Here is an 18,535-nt window from a genome sequence, read left to right as displayed (position 1 = left end):
GTCGCAGGGTGCTTAATGGCTGGCGAGAGCTGTGGAGTGTTCCGCTTCCTGTAGACCCAAACGCCAAACCAGAATCTCTATTAGTGCGTTGGTTGGGCTTTGGACTGACCTTGTCTTGCAGTATGGGTCTTGAGTCCATTCGAATGCATTCCCTGTCCTGGCAGCTTCCACGGCCCCCTGGAGGCATCTTGGGTGAGTTGATTGGCGATCCGCTACAAATGTCTCTTGGTTTTACTGGGGCGACCTTGGTGCTCTTATTTGGATTATGTGCCGGTTTATCCTTATTTCTGCATTTTTCTTGGCTCGATATTGCTGAGAAGGTGGGGCGCTTTTTCGAGGTGTCCTATCACCGCATTCGTGAGCGGCGCGATAGTCAAGAAGACCGCAAGTTGGGTGAGGCTGCTGCTGAAGAGCGTGAAGAGTTTGTGGAGGAGTTCCGCGGTCGTGTGGATGTTGCCGCGCCCGTACAAATTGTGCGTGCACCTATTGAGATAGCAAAGAGCGCTCGTGTTGAACGTGAGAAACAACAGCCACTGTTTGTGGATATTCCGGATTCAGAGTTGCCGCCATTAGCGTTGCTCGATCCTGTACCAGCAGCAAAAGAAACAATTTCTGCTGATGTCCTGGAATTTACCTCCCGTTTAATAGAGCGCAAGTTAGCCGAATTTAATGTTCAGGTAACTGTGATTGCCGCATATCCTGGCCCAGTAGTGACTCGTTATGAGATCGATCCAGCGATTGGTGTAAAGGGTAGTCAGATTGTCAATCTTTCACGTGACCTTGCACGTTCACTCGGCGTTGTGAGTATGCGGGTTGTCGAGACCATTCCAGGTAAGACTTGTATGGCTTTGGAATTACCAAATCCAACTCGTCAATCGGTATATTTGTCTGAGATTCTGACTTCACAGGTATACAACGACAACCATTCATTACTGACCTTAGCTTTAGGTAAAGATATCTCTGGTAGCCCAATGGTTGCAGACTTGGCAAAGATGCCACATTGTTTGGTTGCTGGTACTACTGGTGCTGGTAAGTCAGTTGGTATTAATGCCATGATTTTGTCATTGCTTTTTAAGGCTAAGCCTGATGAGGTGCGTCTGATCATGATTGATCCAAAGATGCTAGAGATGGCAATCTATGACAAGATTCCACACCTCTTATGTCCAGTAGTGACGGATATGAAGCAGGCTTACAACGCTCTCAATTGGGCAGTAAATGAAATGGAGCGCCGCTACAAACTCATGAGTAAGTTTGGTGTGCGTAACTTAGCAGGCTTTAATAAGAAAATTTTAGAGGCAGAAGAAAAAGGCGAGAAGCTCACCAATCCATTTAGCTTAACTCCGGATGATCCTGAGCCAATTTACAAGGCGCCAGTGATTGTTGTGATCATCGATGAGTTGGCTGACTTGATGATGGTTTCTGGTAAGAAAATCGAAGAGTTGATTGCGCGTATTGCACAGAAAGCGCGTGCTGCCGGTATTCACCTCGTACTTGCAACACAGCGTCCAAGTGTGGATGTGATTACTGGTTTGATTAAAGCGAACGTACCAACCCGCATCTCATTCCAGGTTAGTAGCAAAATCGACAGCCGCACAATTTTGGATCAGCAAGGCGCAGAAGCGCTTCTGGGTATGGGTGACATGCTGTATATGGCGCCAGGTACTGGCTTACCGGTGCGTGTGCATGGCGCATTTGTATCGGACGATGAGGTACATCGCGTGGTGGAGTGGCTTAAAGAGAAGGGCGAAGCCAATTACATTGATGGTGTGCTCGAAGGCGCTGATGAATCCAATGTTGACGCCTTGACTGGTGAGGGTGGCGGTGAAGCAGACCCACTTTATGATCAAGCGGTCGCCATCGTTCTTGAAAACAAGCGCCCATCTATTTCTTTAGTGCAACGTCATTTGCGCATTGGTTACAACCGCGCAGCCCGCTTGCTAGAGGATATGGAAAAAGCAGGACTCGTATCCAAGATGGGCAATGGCGGCAATCGCGAAATCTTGCATCGCCCTTCGGAATAAGGCAGTCATTTTGCAAAGATTCCTATCAGCAGCAATCGTTACAGCAGCCATTTTGTTTTCGAATGCGGCCATTTCTCAAAGCGAAAGTGGCGCTGATCAATTACGTCAGTTTGTGCGGAACTCCAAAACAGCCGAAGGTGACTTCTTGCAACAGCAACTGCGCGCTCCTAAGGCAGGCGAGTCACAAGACAAAGGCTTAAAAGTAGTTCGCCAGACACAAGGTCACTTTGTATTTGAGCGTCCAGGACGATTTATTTGGGACACACAAACACCATACGAGCAAAAACTGATTGCCGACGGTAAGCAACTCATTTTGTGGGATAAGGATTTAAATCAAGCCACTATTCGTCCTGCAGGACAAGCATTGGCTGCTACACCGGCGGCTATTTTATTCGGTCAAACCTCATTAGATCAGCACTTTGATTTAGTGGAGGGTGACGAGCGCTTAGGCATGAAGTGGGTAACCTTATCTCCCAAGAAAAATCCAAATGCAAACAGCGGCAATGATCTTCCCTACACAAAGATCTCGGTAGGAATGCTTAATGGCCTCCCCAAAGCCCTGGAGCTGATAGACGGTCTTGGAAGTGTGGTTTTAGTTACCCTGGACAAGATCAAGCTGAACGTCAATCTGCCCGCAAATCGCTTTACTTTCACGCCACCCGCCGGCGCTGAAGTCTTACGCTTAAACTAGAGTCTAAATACCTAACCAGAGCAATATATGATTGATCCGCAATTACTCCGCAAAGATATCGCTGCAGTTCAAGCACGCTTGGCTACTCGTAAATTTCAGCTTGACGTCGAGAAATTCAACACCTTAGAGTCTGAGCGTAAATCTTTACAAACCCGCACAGAAGAATTGCAAGCTAAGCGCAATCAATTGGCAAAAGCCATTGGCATGAAAAAAGGTAAGGGCGAGGATGCTTCTGCGGAGATGTCAGAGGCTAGTCAGATTAATGTGGATATGGAATCTGGCGCGGCAAGACTAGCCATTCTTCAGGTGGAGATTTCTGATTTCTTAATGGGCATCCCCAATCTTCCGGATGAGTCTGTGCCAACGGGTAAAGACGAGACTGAGAATACAGAAATCAAGCGCTGGGGTGAAGAGCCGTTTTTTGACTTTGAAATTAAAGATCACGTGGATCTTGGTGGACCATTGGGCTTAGATTTTGAAGTAGCAGCCAAGATTAGTGGTTCACGTTTTGTGGTACTCAAAGGGCCGATTGCGAGATTGCATCGTGCCTTAGCGCAATTCATGATTGATACCCATGCAACAACTCATGATTATCAAGAAGTCTATGCGCCCTATATGGTCAATGCAGCTTCCATGCGCGGCACTGGCCAGTTACCGAAGTTTGAAGAAGACCTCTTTAAGGTTCCTCGCCAGATGGGTGGCGAAGATGCGAAGGGCATAAATGCGGGTGAAGCAAAAATAGAAAACTTCTACCTTATACCAACCGCAGAAGTTCCTGTGACTAATTTGGTCAGAGACGAGATTGTGAATGCTGACAAGCTCCCATTGAAATTTGTTGCGCATACGCCATGCTTCCGCTCCGAAGCGGGTAGTTATGGTCGTGATGTGCGCGGCATGATTCGTCAGCACCAGTTCGACAAGGTGGAATTGGTGCAGATCACAAAACCAGAAGACTCTATGCAAGCTTTAGAGGAATTAACTGGCCATGCAGAAAGAATTCTGGAGCTACTGGAGTTGCCATACAGAAAGGTATTGCTCTGTACGGGTGATATGGGATTTGGTAGTACTAAGACTTATGACTTAGAAGTGTGGGTACCTTCACAAAGGGCATACAGGGAAATTAGCTCATGCTCCAGCATGGGGGACTTTCAAGCAAGACGCATGCAAGCCAGATTTAAAGCAGGCCAAGGCAAACCAGAGCTAGTTCATACCTTAAACGGTTCGGGTCTTGCTGTCGGTAGAGCATTAGTTGCGCTCATTGAGAATAAGCAGCAGGTCGATGGCAGTATCGCTATTCCAAAAGCACTGCAACCCTATTTGGGTGGCTTAACAGTGCTGAAGCCTGTTTAAGTAAAAACCAAACAAATACCCCAAAGCTATAATTGCACTTCGGTTCGGAGAGGTGGCAGAGTGGTCGAATGTACCTGACTCGAAATCAGGCGTAGGGTCAAACCTACCGAGGGTTCGAATCCCTCCCTCTCCGCCAAAAACTAGTCAATGGTTTTCATTAAGATTTTGTTAGCTGCTTCAGCATACTGATTCATAGTTTTAACCAACTTTGGGGTTGGTCGAACATACTTGATGCGCTTATCTGACTCATCTAGGTAGTGCTCAACCCAGCCATCATTTACAAATCTTAAATAGTGCCCTCTTACGGCAGTATAGGAATGGGGTACTGACGCAAAAAGTTCTTTGATGGAGATATTGTTTTTAGCGTAGTTGTTGATGGCTAAAACAAGAATTAAATCATATGCAATGAGAGAATTTTCTATTGGCAGGTTATCTTTGCACCAAGACCGTAAGGCAAAAATGCCACCAATCATTAATTCATGAGTTTCACTAAACATCCTTGGACTCTATCAGCTATATAGCGGAATAGATATCTAAATAGACATCTTAAAGAGATGTATTTATGTATTCTATGAATGAGTTAGTTTTAAAAGCTAACGGCAGCAATCAACTTCACAACCCAGTTATCGCTATTGAGATTGGTCCCCTTGCCAATACCAAAGTTAATGCTCGATTTATCTATCTTGGCGTCCAAGACCAGATAGGCAGTATTGAAGCGTTGTGCAATAGGAAAGGCATTGGTTGTGTTGCTGATTTCGCTGTAATACTCGCTACCAATCGAGGTATTTGGCGTAACTGAATACGCAATTTTTCCGCTCGGTGCAAAAGTAGCGCCGCCACTTTTGTTTAAACCAAAATCAACGGATGGATTTACTGTAAAACGCCACTTAGCCAGTTGCAGGGCTAAGATTGGCGTCATTTCATAAAAGATCTGATTATCTCCACCAATATCTTTTAGATAAACAATTTCATTTTTAATGCCGTAATGCCAAATACCCTCTTCGTCATGGGTGGGAATATACATTTGACCTACTTTGCCGCCATTCACATAAGAAATACCGTTGTATTTACTAAGGAAAGCATTGACGGCAACTTCATTGTTGTGAGCAATGCCATAGGCATATTCTAGGCGCGTCTGAAATACATTTGAGCTGATGCCTTGTGCTGCACTGGGCTGATAGAGGTTGGTCTCAACTTCATAACTAGACTGGTGTAGTTCGGCAATCAGTTCATCGTGGACCTTGATTTCAAACGGAGCGGCCATTAGCTTGGCACTCAGTATGGCCAGCAATAAAAAAGACTTTTTTAAGATCTTGATGGAACGATTTCGACGAGGCATTGCATTACTATAAAGCCATTAGGGCATAGCTATAAGCATCCTAGAATAGAATGGGCATATTCTATCTGCCTATCATTCTCATGAAAATTACCTCTTATCTCTCCTTAGTTTTAATTCTTGGATTAGTAGCTTGCGGAACTCCCGATAGTGAATTCGGAGTCTATAAACAATCGGATGGCGCGATTGGAGTTCATGCTCCAAAAGGTTCAAAAGAGTCTGAGACTCAAGAGATGGCGCTTGCAGAATGCAAGAAGCTAGGAAAGCAGAATGCAGTGGCTGTCGAAAGCAGGAAAACGGTCAATGACCGTTTTCCTATGACTTACATTTATTTGTGTAGATGAACTTTGCTAAGGTGTCTACTTAGCTTAGCAACCACTTCTTAATCGACTTATTCACGCACATTGCATCTAGGGCAAGACCGAAGAACTCGGAACCATTGGTGACCATGCTTTCAATCGCCTCTACCTTGCCAGACTTAATTCCACGCAAGTAAGTTGCTGCACGATAACGTAAAAAGTGCTCTGTTTTACCTGCTTCATTTTCAGTGGAGCAGAGCTCAAGACTGCCATAGCGGGTTTCTGGGTTGATATTCAAGATCGCCAGACCCAATGCGCCGATGAGATTTTCTGGAACAGGGATTGGTACATAAGAGTAGAGTGAGATTAGCATTTCTTGCTCATCCACTTCAATGATGTGATCAATATCCAAAACATCTTGTTCTGTTAACTCTGTTTCACCAGAATCACCACCACCAAAGGTAGACTCAAATTGCAGCATCGCGGTGTTGCTGCCTTTTGAGATTTCAATCATGTCAGGATAGCCAAGCAAGCCTTTCCACCAATACATGAGAGAGAAGGTGCAAGGCTTTACCTCTACCAAACCTTTGTTAGTGGATTTAGCAAAGTACAGGCCATAAAACTCATCATCTTTCTCGAGTCCATATTGGTCTACTTTTGCAGATTTAATCGATGCTTTCTTGGGCGCTTTTTTAGTCGGCTTCTTAGCGGCTGGCTTTTTAACTGCTGGCTTCTTAGTGGGCGCTTTCTTTGTTACCACTTTCTTCACCGCCTTTTTGGCGACCTTCTTACTGACTACCTTCTTCGGCGCAGTTTTTTTGACTACCTTCTTTGTAGGGGCTTTTTTAACCACCTTGGTAGCTACTTTCTTTTTTGCTGGAGATTTCTTTGTAGCCATGGTTTTTTTACCCTTCATTTGGTTTAAATATGCTTCAGTGCTTTAGATATTACTGCAAGTTCCTTGCAGTTTTACTACAGTCGATAGGGGTTTATCCCGCTCATTGTAAGAGGGGGTTATGGGATATAAATACTGCTATAGCCATTGTCCTATTCTTGGGCCAGGGCTACACTAAAGCTCGGTAGCTCGTTAAAACCCAAATACAAAGAGGCCCTATGTTTCCAGAATATCGCGAATTGATCACCAAGTTAAAAACCTCTGATCGCCACTTTTCTCATTTGTTTGATAAGCACAATCATTTGGATCAAAAAATTCAAAGAATGGAAGCCCATGCAGAGCCAAGCACTCCAGAAGAAATCGAAATCTTGAAAAAAGAGAAGTTATTATTAAAGGATCAAATCTACGCTGTGCTAAAAAAAGCAAGCAACTAAGAGAGCAACCAAGTATTTTAAGGAAACAGGCTTTGAGTAACATATTGCCTGCTTCTGTTTTGCAGTCCACCTCATGATCTTCTGAGACTAAGTGAATTCCTTTGATTTTGGTTCCCACCTTTAATGTAGTGGGGGCTAGCTGTCTCTGTGAGCCCAATATAGAATGAATATGCCATGAGTAAAGCCTTAAAAATTATCCTAATCGTTTTTGCTGCCATCTTTGTCATTGCTGGCCTGGGCGTTTGGTATATTGCCTCATCCATTAATCCAGCGCAATTCACTCAATTACTCAGCTCGACAGTCAAAGAGTCAACTGGACGAGATCTCAACATTGCGGGTCCAGTAAGCCTAAGCATCTTTCCGTCAATCGGCATTAAGGCTGAGCAGGTAAGCTTAAGTAATGCTTCGTGGGCGAGCGATGCTCAAATGCTATCTTTAAAGCGCGCTGAGCTCGAGGTGAAGTTACTCCCCTTATTTTCAGGAAACGTAGAAATTAGTAGCATCAATCTTGCTGGACTGGATGCTCATTTGCAGCTTAATAAAGCTGGACAAAGCAATTGGCATGTAGCGCCTCCAGTAGATCCTGTAAATTCACCGGGTGTTGCCAGCGGCGTACCGCCTAAAACCGAATCTAGTGACCGTACCTTCATTGCAATCCAGACTATTCATATTTCGGATGCGCGCATTTCCTACCAAGATGGTGCTAGCCCGGTTCGGTTAATAGAGATCCCCAAGCTCTCAATCAGTGGTGACGGGAATAAGACTAGCATCTTGCTTGATCTTCAATATGGTAATTACAAAGTAGGCCTCAAGGGTAAGACGGGTTCACTCCGTCAGGCCATCATTGATTGGAATCAAAATCCTGTGACGACGAATTTGGATTTGACGCTGACCCTGAATGGAAAGTCTCTGGATATTACGGGCAAGATTGATAAGGCCCCGAAGGCCTTACCTCAATTTGATATCAAACTGGATTCTAAGTCGTTTGACTTCATTCCTTTGGCGGCAGCATCTCTTGTGTCTTCAGGTAAAAAAGCTACCGCCCTTGCAAAACCCGTAGTCAGTCAAAATAAATATTTTTTTAGTGACGACCCTTTGCCATTTGGTTTACTGCCAAACGCCAATGGAAAGATTGCATTCAATATTGCTCAGCTTGGGGTACCAGATCAAGCGCCCTTAAAGGACGTGAGCGGCACTATTGCCTTCAAAGGCGACGTGATTGATGTTCATGATCTGAAATTTGACTTAGGCAAAGGGCGGGCCCAAGCGCAAATTTCACTGTCTCAAATTCACAGCGGCATGCCTATTATGTCTATGAAGGCCATTGCCAAAGGCTTTACCTTGGAGCAGGTCATTGTTAGCAGTGACTCAAGTGCCAAGATGAGTGGGGGCGATGCCCAAATTGCCTCAAATTTATCGGGCAGAGGAAAAAGTTTGCATCAGCTGATTGGGAATGCTAATGGCGCAGTACAAATCACTGTGGGTCAAGCTCGCTTAGACTCAAAGCTATTAAACACTGCCGGCGATTTAGCTATCACCATCATGGATGCCTTAAATCCCATGCGCAAGCAGAGCAATCACACTGTCTTGGAGTGTGCGGTGGCTTATTTGCCGGTGAGTAATGGCATGGTCAACATCAGGGATTCGGTTGGGGTGGAAACCGATAAGTTGGATATCGTTTTATCAGGAACGGTGAATTTGAATACCGAAGTGATTAATTTGAAGATTGATCCCCATCAAAAATCAGGCTTTACTACTGGAGTTGACCTGGGTAGCCTAGTAAAGCTAGAGGGCACCTTGCAAAATCCTAAAGCTGGGGTGAATAAAGAAGGGCTTGTGAATAGCGCCGTATCGATTGGATTGGGCTTTTTGACTGGTGGAATTAGTCTTGCTGCTGAGAATGCTAAATCTATGAGCACCAAGAGGCAGCCTTGTAAAACGGCAATGCACTCTTGGGCCGACATTTATCCTGGGTCTAATTGAGGCCTAGTCTTTAAAAAACAAAGCCACTCACAAAGAGGCTGAACAAAGAAATAAAGATGCTGGCAAAGAAGGCTGTCCAGAAGCTAGAGATAGTAAAGCCACTAACAATTGCTGATACCAGCATCAAGACCAAAGCATTAATCACCAATAAAAATAAGCCCATCGTTACTACCGTTAAAGGCAATGTGAATAAGATTAGTAAAGGCTTAACGATGGCGTTGGCAAATCCTAATAGTAGGGCGGCAATGATGAGCGAGCCACCATCCGCAAAGCGTAAGCCGCTAAAAATGTAGCTCGCTACCCAAAGAGACAAAGAAGTGAGGCCCCACTGAACTAAAAATGGTGTTAAGTTACCCATGATTTTCTTCCTTTTATGTTGATTAGAGGCTTGTGAAGGATGATGCTTGCAGATTCATCTTATCAGTCGTATTAGTAATGCGGAGGGATTTCATCTTTGAGGCTGCCGCCTCCGCCGCTAGAGCTGCTTGCCTGCTCTTTAATGGCTTTCAGTTCTCGATACAGAAATTCAATTTGCTGCTGTTGTTTGTAAACGGCCTCATTTAATTTTTCGATGAGATCCTCAGTAAAGCTTAATTTAATTTCTAGATTAGTAATGCGGTCATCAGTCATTTGATTTGCCTTTTTATTCTGAGACGAGTTCAAAGCGCCCATCTTCCATTTCTGCTTTTGGTCTAATCCAAAAATCATGAGATTGCATTGATTCATAAACGTAAGCTGGCGCAAGAGAGGCTTCAATATTTGCCAGTAAAACTACTTTATAAAAGCCGCCGCTCTTTTTGTGCTTGAGTTTGCTGCCAGGCTTAAATAAGCCTTCATCAGGGGCTGCCATTTTGGACTTAGTCATGTCGATAATGCACTTTCTCAGTATGATCTGGTGATGGCAAATTCCACCCCGTACTCCATTCTAGATATATCTCCTATTCCGCAAGGTTTTACTGCGGGGGATGCTTTACGTAATTCCTTGGATGTTGCTCAGCATGCAGAAAAATGGGGTTATACCCGTTATTGGGTTGCTGAACACCACAATATGACAGGTAATGCGAGTTCAGCTACTGCTGTCTTGATTGGCTACTTAGCTGCAGGTACTGCTTCTATTAAGGTTGGTTCTGGTGGGGTCATGCTGCCCAATCATGCCCCTTTGGTCATTGCTGAACAGTTTGGAACATTGGAATCTTTATATCCCGGCCGGATTGAGTTGGGCTTAGGCCGAGCCCCCGGTACTGATCAGATGACAGCTAGAGCATTGCGTCGTGATCTGATGGGTAGTGATGATCGCTTTCCACAAGATATCCGTGAGTTGCAGCATTACTTTGGTCCAATACAGGAAGGACAGGCTGTGAGAGCTATTCCAGGGGCCGATACCAATGTACCGATTTGGATCCTAGGCTCCAGTCTTTATGGGGCACAGTTGGCTGCTCATTTTGGCTTGCCTTATGCCTTCGCTTCACATTTCGCGCCAGAGCAATTATTGGAGGCAATGAAGATCTATCGTGAACTCTTTAAGCCGTCAGCCCAATTGGCAGATCCATACTCGGCATTTGTCATGAATGTGGTGGCCGCTGGCACAGATGAAGAGGCGCAGCATCTATTTACCAGCCTGCAGCAACACTTTATACGAATGCGTCGCAATACTCGGGGGCAACTGCCACCACCCATCGACAATCTAGACACCTTCTGTGAGCCCCATGAAAAAGCTGCTGTCACCCAGATGTTGCAATGCTCAGTAGTCGGATCTTTAGAGACCGTTAAAAAAGGGCTGCGTCATTGGTTGGATGCTACCGGTGCAAATGAGATCTTGTTTACTGGGCAGATCTTTGATCACCAGGCCCGCTTGCGATCGTTTGAAATTGCAGCGGAGGCTGCCCAATCTTTATAAGGCTAAAGACTTGTAGTCAGCGGAAATGAAGATATTTTCTTTTGCAGCGCGAGCGGCAAACTTTAATACTTCATTATCTTTGCTCATCAGAGTGCAAGGCTTTGCTGTAAAGGCCAAGTCTAAAAAGACTTGATCATCAGGATCTTGGCAGCACCAAGGAGATGGCAAGAGGCCTTGATCATCCAACACTCGGGCTAACGATTTCCACTGCAGCAAGATCTTCTCTTGATCTGCTGCCTCTATCGAGAATAGCGGGCGAGAGATAACATCTGCAAACTCTTCTAAAGTTTTAGGACTAGCAAGTGCATCAATTTGTTTCTCAAGCAACGCTTGCTTTAAATGCACTGCTCTGAAGTCATTGAAGACAAATAGGTCTAACAGAACATTGGTGTCAAAGACGACTACTTTCATCTGAGAATAATGGCTTACTCTTGATTGCTGCGCCAAACTTCAGGTGTGATCGTGACCTGCCCCTGATCAGAAGAAACGTAGACTTCGCCATCCTGGATGTTGATATGAATAACCATGCTGCGCTCGACTAATTTATTGAGTTCGCTTGCTTGTGCAGCCGGAATGGAAATGATTTGGAGATTGCGAGCACGTGTGAGTTTATTGGCAATACCATCCCACCAAATCTTGCTCGTGTGCCCACCATAGCAATACACAATGACCTGATCAGATCTACCGCAGGCTTTGAGGATACGGCGTTCGTCCGGTTGACCAATCTCAATCCAAAGCTTGATCGCGTCTGTCAGGTCTTTAATCCAGAGATCGGGCTCATCGGTGTCGCTTAAGCCCTTGGTAAAGGCTAAATCCTCAGTTGCTTGCAAAGCAAAGGCGATGATTCTGATCATCATCCGCTCCTCGGTTTCGGAAGGGTGCTTAGCAATAGTGAGGGAGTGACTACCGTAATAGTGGCGGTCAGAGTCTGCGACGTGAAGGTCGGCTTTGTGGATAGTTGCGCGTAGAGCCATGACGCATTATCGCCTTTATGGCTAACAAGCTGACGCGGCCTGGCCTTTAACCAGTATTATTTGTCTCTAGAGACTGAATATAGCTAGCCAAGAGCCCCATGATTCGTATTACTGAACTGCGTCTACCCATTGACCATGCTCCAGAAGCTGTGGAAGCAGCGATTCTCAAGCGTCTCCATTTGTCCGCTAAGAACTTGATTGGCTTTGAGGTCTTTAAGCGTAGCTACGATGCCAGAAAAAACGTGGCACTCTCTTTTATCTACACGGTAGACCTTTCTGTGAAAGATGAAGAAGCCATTCTGCAAAAGTTTGATGGTGATATTCATGTAAGACCTTCGCCTGATACAAGTTACCACTTCAAAGCTCAGGCTCCGGAGTCAATTGCCACCGGTAAGTCATTGCGTCCCGTAGTCATTGGTTTTGGCCCCTGCGGAATATTTGCTGCACTGGTTCTGGCACAAATGGGATTTAAGCCGATTGTGCTGGAGCGCGGCAAGAAAGTGCGAGAGCGCACTCAAGACACTTGGGGTTTGTGGCGCAAGAATGTGCTCAATCCAGAATCCAATGTGCAGTTTGGTGAGGGCGGGGCAGGTACCTTTTCAGATGGAAAGCTATATAGCCAGATTAAAGATCCCAAGTTTTATGGTCGTAAAGTGATCAGTGAGTTTGTAAAAGCAGGCGCACCATCAGAAATCCTGTATGTTGCAAAGCCTCATATCGGCACCTTCCGTTTAGTGGGTGTAGTAGAAAAAATGCGCCAAGAAATTATTGATCTTGGCGGCGAGATTCGTTTCTCACAAAAAGTAATTGGCTTTGATATCCAGAATGAGCAAATTACTGGCGTGAAAATTGAAGGTCATGACGACTTACCTGCTAGCCATGTGGTGCTTGCACTTGGCCATAGCGCGCGTGACACCTTCCAGGCCTTGCATGATGCTGGCGTATTCATGGAAGCTAAGCCATTTTCGGTAGGCTTTCGTATTGAGCATCCGCAATCACTCATCGATAGAGCGCGCCTCGGCCCCCATGCTGGCAACGACTTAATTGGTGCTGCTGATTACAAATTAGTCCACCATGCTAAGAATGGCCGCTCTGTCTACAGCTTCTGTATGTGCCCTGGTGGCACGGTAGTGGCTGCAACTTCAGAGCCGAATCGAGTGGTTACCAATGGGATGAGTCAATATTCGCGCAATGAGCGTAATGCCAATGCTGGCATCGTGGTGGGCATTACTCCGGATGATTACCCTGGCGGCGCTATGGCAGGAATTGAGTTTCAGCGCGCGATCGAATCTAAGGCCTTTGAGTTGGGGGGCGGAACATACGAAGCCCCAGGACAGCTGGTTGGAGACTTTCTGGAGGGAAAGCCTTCAACAGAGTTTGGTAGCGTCCTGCCTTCTTATAAGCCTGGCGTGCATTTAACTGACTTAGCTCCAAGCTTGCCTGCGTATGCCATTGAGGCAATTCGTGAGGCTTTGCCGGCATTTGAAAAGCAGATCAAAGGTTTTTCAATGAAAGATGCAGTCTTAACTGGCGTAGAGACTAGAACCTCATCACCTCTCAGAATCACTCGTGGGCCGAATTTTCAGAGTCTGAATATCAAAGGTCTCTTTCCCGCAGGTGAGGGCGCTGGCTACGCCGGAGGAATCTTGTCTGCCGGCGTTGATGGGATTAAAGTAGCAGAAGCACTTGCACTAGATTACTTATCAAAGTAGAGCTCCTAAGGACTTTATTGGTTCGGTAATTTCAGAAATACCTCCTCATTTCCGGAAGAGACGATAATGTCGCCATGGCTTTAATCGTACTTACTGATGCAAAACTGGCTTTCGGCCACGTAGACCTCCTCGCAAATACTGCTTTTTCACTGGAATCCGGTGAACGTGTGGGTTTAATTGGGCGTAATGGCACTGGCAAATCTTCCCTTTTGAAGATCTTGGCGGGTATTGAAAAAATGGATGATGGGCTTTTGCAATACCAGCAAGGCCTCAGAATTGCTTATGTCCCCCAGGAGCCGATTTTCGAAGCAGAAGAGACTGTCTTTGATGCCGTCTCAAAGGGTGTGGCTCAAGCCAAGGCTCTGCGTGAGGAATATGAGGCCCTCAGTGTCGGAGACTGGGATGATGCATCTCATCATCGCTTGGATGAGGTGCAGTCCCAATTAGAGGCACTCAGCGGCTGGAATTGGGAACAGCGCGTGCATGAGACTCTGGATCGATTGCATTTGGAGGCGGATGTCAAAATCAGCACCTTGTCAGGTGGAACCAAAAAACGCGTAGCCCTTGCTCGTGCATTAGTAGAAATGCCCGATGTCTTACTGTTAGATGAGCCCACTAACCATTTGGACTTGGATTCGATTGCATGGTTAGAGGAGCTCTTAAAAGAATATCAAGGCTCTGTGATCTTGATCACCCATGATCGCGCTTTCTTGGACAACGTCTGCACACAAATTGTGGAACTTGATCGCGGCATCTTGCGTAGTTATCCCGGTAACTTCACTCAATATGAAGTTCTTAAGGAACAAGAGCTCAATGCAGAGTCTTTAGCCAATGCCAGAGCGGATAAATTATTAGCGCAAGAAGAGGTTTGGATTCGGAAGGGTGTTGAGGCTCGCCGAACCCGCAGTGTCGCCCGCATCGTTCGCCTAGAAAAACTCCGTACCAGTCGTGCTGAACGCAGAGATGCGATGGGGCAAGTGAAATTGGCTGTCTCGGCTGGTGACCGCAGTGGCAAGATTGTGGCTGATTTGCAAAACGTGAGTAAGTCCTATGACAGACCGATTGTGCAGGATTTCACGGCAACCATTTTGCGTGGTGATAAAGTGGGTTTACTTGGACCTAACGGCGCTGGCAAGACAACCTTGCTGAAATTGATTCTCGGCACTATTGCCCCAGATTCGGGAACTGCGACGATGGGTACGCGTATTGAAGTGGCCTACTTTGATCAAATGCGTGAAGGCTTGGATCTCAATGCCTCGCTAGAGGACTACATTAGCCCGGGCAGTGAGTGGATTGAAATTAATGGTAACAAGAAGCATGTCAAAAGTTACTTGAGTGATTTCCTGTTTGCACCAGAGCGCACTAATTCACCAGTAAGCACTTTGTCTGGTGGAGAGCGCAATCGCTTGCTGCTTGCTCGTTTGTTTGCTAGACCTGCAAACGTTTTGGTCTTGGACGAACCAACGAATGACTTAGATATCGATACCTTGGATTTGCTTGAGCAATTGCTGCAAGACTACAAAGGTACCGTCTTCTTAGTGAGTCATGATCGTTATTTCCTAGATAACGTAGTCACCAGCATCATTGCCCATGAAGGCGATGGATTCTGGCGTGAGTATGAAGGTGGTTATGAGGATTGGAAGATTCAGAAAGCACGTTCCGAGAAAATCCGCGCGAGTAATGCAAAGTCTGCTGGCAAAGCAGAGCCTAAAGCTGAAGTGAAGCAAGAGCCCAAGATAGAAGTAAAGCCCGTTACTAAGAGTGCAGTGCAAAAACTCAATGGCAAAGAGCGTCAAGAGATGGAAACTTTACCTTTGCAAATCGAGGAGCTTGAAACTGAGCAGGCCGATATCGGTATTGCGATGAGCAATCCTGATCTTTACAAGAATGAACCTGAGTTAGCAGCTAGTATGCAAGCTCGGTTAACGGAGATTACTGCGCATCTAGACCAAAAGCTATTGCGCTGGGAGTTGCTGCTCAGCCGCTCAGAATCTTAAGCCCTTTATTTTACGTTTAAGCGTGCGCGCAGTTGTGCGATTTCATCTAAGAGCTCGAGAGCCAGGGCAACCCCTGGAACATTTAACTCCAGATCATGCGTGAGATGTGCTGCAGTTTTAGCCCTGCTGAGGGAATTGCCGCTAAAGCGCCAATCCTCAGGAGATGAGCCGGTAGGGCTCAGTACACCTTCTGATACCCAAGACATGATTAATTCTTGTGGAGTGCGAGAAGCGTGAGAGAGTTCCACAATGCTCATATACACTTCATTTTCTACAACACTGGCTTCAATCCATGTGGTATTTATCTTTGTCATGTTCATCATCCCTTCAAGTGAGATCTAGGATTGAAATCAAAAGCCTTCTCATAGTTTTGATAGGCCTCTTTTTGAGCATCTGTTTCCGCGGGTGGTAAAACAATCGTAGGAACTACATATAAGTCACCAAGCTCAGCACTCGGAATTCCCCTGCCTTTAAGGCGCATCTTGCGACCAGCAACAGTGCCTGCTGGAATTTTTAATTCTAAAGTTGAACCTGCTGGCGTTGGTACATTGACAGTGGTGCCTAGGGCTGCTTCCCAGGGTGCCAATGGAATGTCAATGAATATATCTTTGCCATCGATTCTATAAATAGGGTTCGGGTGAAAATCAATTTCTAAATAGAGATCTCCTGGCAGCCCTTCACCAATACCAGGACCACCTTGCCCTGAGAGGCGCAGATTTTGACCAGCCTTAATCCCTTTTGGAATGCTCACATCTAATTTGCGTTCTTGAGTGCTCACATGACCGCTAGCATCTTGCGTTGGCATATGTAGTGCAATCGTGCGCTTAGCGCCGTTATAGGCGTCTGCAAGATCAATCAAAATTTTGGCATGATGATCCTGTCCTTTGAAGTTCATGCCTTGACGGGATTGCCCACTCCGGCCGCCTTGTCGATGTTTGCCTCTTCCAAAGAGGGATTCGAAGAATTCGCTTTGGTCACCTTCAAAGCCGCCGCCATAGCCTGGATGACCGGCATTAAAACCATTATCAGAATATTCAAAACCTTCATTCCAATTTGGGGGAGGGGTGAAGTCTTGGCCATTTTTCCAGTTGGCACCAAAACGATCGTAGGCTGCGCGCTTTTCAGTATCTTTCAGAACGGCATAGGCTTCACCGATTTCTTTGAATTGCTCTTCAGCGCCCGGGTCTTTATTGACGTCTGGATGGTATTTGCGAGCAAGCTTGCGATAGGCAGCTTTAATTTCTGCTTCAGTAGCAGAGCGAGCGACTCCGAGAGTTTCGTAGTAATCCCTAAATTTCATAAGCTTGTATTAATCCTCATGCATTCTGACAGAGCTAATGATGAATTCTACAATCCTATTAGCTCATCACCCCGATTTGCCAGGGTACAAACTCATAGTCACCTAGGCCAAGTAATTCGCTCTTGGATGACTCTCCAGAGGCTGTACGCAGGAAAAGCTCAAATATGCGCTGACCCATCTCTTGAACGGAAACTGTCCCATCCAAAATCTCCCCGCAATTAATATCCATATCCTCGGTCAGTCTCATATACATTGGGGTATTAGTGGCTAGTTTGATGCATGGCGCAGGTTTGGAGCCAAACATGGAACCCCTGCCAGTGGTAAAGGCAATTAAGTTTGCACCACCAGCAATTTGCCCAGTAGCGGAGACGGGATCAAATCCTGGGGTATCCATAAAGACAAAGCCTTTAGTGGTGACGGGCTCAGCATACTTATAGACTTCCATTAGCGGACCGGTGCCGCCTTTCATGGAGGAGCCTAGGGATTTTTCGAAGATGTTGGCAAGTCCGCCAATTTGATTGCCGGGGCTGACTTGACCATTGATCTGTACATCTCTGCCAACAGAGTATTCATCTTTCCACCAGCGAATCCGTTTAATGAGCTTCTCACCAATAGCTTGACTTGCTGCACGGCGCGTGAGGGTGTGCTCTACGCCATAGATCTCTGGAGTCTCAGACAAAATCCCAGTGCCGCCATGGCGAGAGAGGATGTCGATGGCAGCGCCTAATGCCGGATTGGCTGTGATCGATGAGAAACCATCCGAGCCACCACATTGCAAGCCAACGCATAGGTGACTTGCAGAAACGGTTTCACGTTCAGCTTTATTGGCCTCTGGAAGTAAAGCTTTCACTGCCTCAATACCGGCTTCAATGGTTTTGCGAGTGCCACCAGACTCTTGCATGATGAAGGTGTGCAGGTTTTTACTTGCCGTTAAATCTTCCTGCTCCATCAATCCTTTAAGTTGATTGCGCTCGCAACCAAGACCGACAATGAGTGCAGAAGCAAGGTTAGGGTGGCGAGCATAGCCAGCCATCGTCCGGCGCAGCAGTTCCATCGGTTCACCGCTCATTTCCATGCCGCAGCCGATGTCATGGCTAAATGCCACCACCCCATCCACGTTTGGAAAATCTTTTAATCTCTCTGGTGTAAACCAGTCGGCAATCTTATTCACTACTGTAGCCGAGCAATTCACGGTCGATAAGATCCCAATGAAATTGCGCGTGCCCACTTTACCGTTTGATCTAACGTAGCCTTGAAAGGTAGCGCGCTCAGACTCTGGCAGCATTTGTGTTGGTTGAAATTCACTAGCGTAGGCGTAGTCTCGATCAAATTCACGAAACTCAGTGTTGTGGCTATGAACCATCGTGCCGGCTTCAATATCGGTATTTGCAAATCCAACGGTCACGTTGTACTTCAGAATTGGCTCGCCTTTCAATATTTTCTTGGCAGCAATTTTGTAGCCTGCTGGAACCTGGCTACGGCTCGTGAAATTCTCACTAGGAACTTCTGCACCGATACCTACGTCAATTCTTGCAACCACAATATTGTCGTTTGGGTGGAGGCGAATAATGGGACCAGCGAGTTTTTTGCCAGATGTTTCAATCATGATCTTATAGAGTCCTTCTGATGGGCTTATCGTAAACCTA

The 18,535-nt window shown here is 46.1% G+C and carries 20 protein-coding genes, 1 tRNA gene and 1 pseudogene; 10 read left to right on the top strand and 12 right to left on the bottom strand.

What is annotated here, in order from left to right; all coding sequences use genetic code 11:
• The 4 genes from AOC07_RS06350 to AOC07_RS06335 form a co-directional block, all read left to right on the top strand.
• On the top strand, positions 1-2,021 hold a 2,021-nt coding region (locus tag AOC07_RS06350), incomplete at its 5' end, for a DNA translocase FtsK (protein ID WP_251371649.1).
• Entirely contained in the window at positions 1,981-2,712 is a 732-nt protein-coding gene (locus AOC07_RS06345; protein ID WP_251371647.1) for an outer membrane lipoprotein carrier protein LolA, read from the top strand. The genes AOC07_RS06350 and AOC07_RS06345, both read left to right, overlap by 41 nt.
• A gap of 27 nt (positions 2,713-2,739) precedes the next feature.
• A complete protein-coding gene (serS, locus tag AOC07_RS06340; RefSeq protein ID WP_215357158.1) occupies positions 2,740-4,062 on the top strand; it encodes a serine--tRNA ligase in 1,323 nt (440 codons plus the stop codon).
• 46 nt (positions 4,063-4,108) lie between these two features.
• A tRNA-Ser gene (locus tag AOC07_RS06335) sits at positions 4,109-4,198 on the top strand.
• 4 nt (positions 4,199-4,202) lie between these two features.
• On the opposite strand, the gene AOC07_RS06330 is transcribed toward AOC07_RS06335, so the two are convergent.
• Positions 4,203-4,559, bottom strand: coding sequence for a hypothetical protein (locus tag AOC07_RS06330; RefSeq protein WP_215357157.1), 357 nt, complete (start codon positions 4,557-4,559; stop codon positions 4,203-4,205).
• Positions 4,560-4,648: 89 nt separating this feature from the next.
• On the bottom strand, positions 4,649-5,401 hold the full coding sequence (locus AOC07_RS06325; protein ID WP_215357156.1) for a hypothetical protein: 753 nt from the start codon (positions 5,399-5,401) through the stop codon (positions 4,649-4,651).
• An 80-nt stretch (positions 5,402-5,481) separates the two neighbouring features.
• On the opposite strand from AOC07_RS06325, the gene AOC07_RS06320 reads away from it, so the two are divergent.
• Positions 5,482-5,742: a hypothetical protein gene (locus AOC07_RS06320; protein ID WP_215292366.1), complete on the top strand. Its 261-nt coding sequence runs from the start codon at positions 5,482-5,484 to the stop codon at positions 5,740-5,742.
• A 19-nt stretch (positions 5,743-5,761) separates the two neighbouring features.
• Here the strand turns inward: AOC07_RS06320 and AOC07_RS06315 are convergent, their stop codons facing one another.
• The gene (locus AOC07_RS06315; RefSeq protein WP_215292364.1) at positions 5,762-6,595 is read right to left on the bottom strand and encodes a hypothetical protein; all 834 of its coding nucleotides are present in this window, start codon (positions 6,593-6,595) and stop codon (positions 5,762-5,764) included.
• Between the two features lie 215 nt (positions 6,596-6,810).
• Here AOC07_RS06315 and AOC07_RS09410 point away from each other — a divergent pair, with 215 nt between their 5' ends.
• Entirely contained in the window at positions 6,811-7,026 is a 216-nt protein-coding gene (locus AOC07_RS09410; RefSeq protein ID WP_215292362.1) for a YdcH family protein, read from the top strand.
• 28 nt (positions 7,027-7,054) lie between these two features.
• Here AOC07_RS09410 and AOC07_RS09405 read toward each other — a convergent pair.
• Positions 7,055-7,183, bottom strand: a pseudogene (locus tag AOC07_RS09405) (PhnA domain-containing protein); the annotation flags it as partial.
• A gap of 17 nt (positions 7,184-7,200) precedes the next feature.
• Here AOC07_RS09405 and AOC07_RS06305 point away from each other — a divergent pair.
• Complete coding sequence (locus AOC07_RS06305) at positions 7,201-9,009, top strand: AsmA family protein (RefSeq protein ID WP_215357155.1); 1,809 nt, start codon at positions 7,201-7,203, stop codon at positions 9,007-9,009.
• Between the two features lie 10 nt (positions 9,010-9,019).
• Here the strand turns inward: AOC07_RS06305 and AOC07_RS06300 are convergent, their stop codons facing one another.
• The 3 genes from AOC07_RS06300 to AOC07_RS06290 form a co-directional block, all read right to left on the bottom strand.
• Positions 9,020-9,370 carry a phage holin family protein gene (locus tag AOC07_RS06300; protein ID WP_251371743.1) on the bottom strand — a complete coding sequence of 117 codons (351 nt, stop codon included), beginning with the start codon at positions 9,368-9,370 and terminating at the stop codon, positions 9,020-9,022.
• A gap of 68 nt (positions 9,371-9,438) precedes the next feature.
• Entirely contained in the window at positions 9,439-9,639 is a 201-nt protein-coding gene (locus tag AOC07_RS06295; protein WP_215357153.1) for a SlyX family protein, read from the bottom strand.
• 13 nt (positions 9,640-9,652) lie between these two features.
• The gene (locus AOC07_RS06290) at positions 9,653-9,874 is read right to left on the bottom strand and encodes a hypothetical protein (RefSeq protein ID WP_215292356.1); all 222 of its coding nucleotides are present in this window, start codon (positions 9,872-9,874) and stop codon (positions 9,653-9,655) included.
• A gap of 33 nt (positions 9,875-9,907) precedes the next feature.
• Here AOC07_RS06290 and AOC07_RS06285 point away from each other — a divergent pair, with 33 nt between their 5' ends.
• Positions 9,908-10,906, top strand: a complete 999-nt coding sequence (locus AOC07_RS06285) for an LLM class flavin-dependent oxidoreductase (protein WP_215357152.1) — start codon at positions 9,908-9,910, stop codon at positions 10,904-10,906.
• On the opposite strand, the gene AOC07_RS06280 is transcribed toward AOC07_RS06285, so the two are convergent.
• A complete protein-coding gene (locus AOC07_RS06280) occupies positions 10,901-11,317 on the bottom strand; it encodes a putative toxin-antitoxin system toxin component, PIN family (protein ID WP_215357150.1) in 417 nt (138 codons plus the stop codon). The two genes, AOC07_RS06285 and AOC07_RS06280, sit on opposite strands and share 6 nt — an antisense overlap.
• A 14-nt stretch (positions 11,318-11,331) precedes the next feature.
• Positions 11,332-11,880 (bottom strand): YaeQ family protein, encoded by a 549-nt coding sequence (locus AOC07_RS06275; protein ID WP_215357149.1) that lies wholly within the window; start codon positions 11,878-11,880, stop codon positions 11,332-11,334.
• A 98-nt stretch (positions 11,881-11,978) separates the two neighbouring features.
• Between AOC07_RS06275 and AOC07_RS06270 the strand changes: the two genes are divergently transcribed.
• Positions 11,979-13,592: an NAD(P)/FAD-dependent oxidoreductase gene (locus AOC07_RS06270; protein WP_215357148.1), complete on the top strand. Its 1,614-nt coding sequence runs from the start codon at positions 11,979-11,981 to the stop codon at positions 13,590-13,592.
• Between the two features lie 74 nt (positions 13,593-13,666).
• On the top strand, positions 13,667-15,589 hold the full coding sequence (locus AOC07_RS06265; protein ID WP_215357147.1) for an ATP-binding cassette domain-containing protein: 1,923 nt from the start codon (positions 13,667-13,669) through the stop codon (positions 15,587-15,589).
• A 5-nt stretch (positions 15,590-15,594) separates the two neighbouring features.
• On the opposite strand, the gene AOC07_RS06260 is transcribed toward AOC07_RS06265, so the two are convergent.
• From AOC07_RS06260 to AOC07_RS06250, 3 genes are read right to left on the bottom strand one after another with little or no spacing between them, the layout of a single operon-like run.
• The gene (locus tag AOC07_RS06260) at positions 15,595-15,903 is read right to left on the bottom strand and encodes a chaperone modulator CbpM (protein WP_215357146.1); all 309 of its coding nucleotides are present in this window, start codon (positions 15,901-15,903) and stop codon (positions 15,595-15,597) included.
• Positions 15,904-15,908: 5 nt separating this feature from the next.
• Positions 15,909-16,889: a DnaJ C-terminal domain-containing protein gene (locus AOC07_RS06255; RefSeq protein ID WP_215357145.1), complete on the bottom strand. Its 981-nt coding sequence runs from the start codon at positions 16,887-16,889 to the stop codon at positions 15,909-15,911.
• A gap of 58 nt (positions 16,890-16,947) precedes the next feature.
• The gene (locus AOC07_RS06250) at positions 16,948-18,495 is read right to left on the bottom strand and encodes a UxaA family hydrolase (RefSeq protein ID WP_215292335.1); all 1,548 of its coding nucleotides are present in this window, start codon (positions 18,493-18,495) and stop codon (positions 16,948-16,950) included.
• Between the last annotated feature and the right edge of the window lie 40 nt (positions 18,496-18,535).

Origin of the sequence: Polynucleobacter sp. UB-Raua-W9 (genome assembly GCF_018687435.1) — a bacterium.
GTDB lineage: Bacteria > Pseudomonadota > Gammaproteobacteria > Burkholderiales > Burkholderiaceae > Polynucleobacter.
The sequence above is the reverse complement of the archived record's forward strand: the minus strand, read 5'-3'. Positions and strand labels throughout refer to the sequence as shown.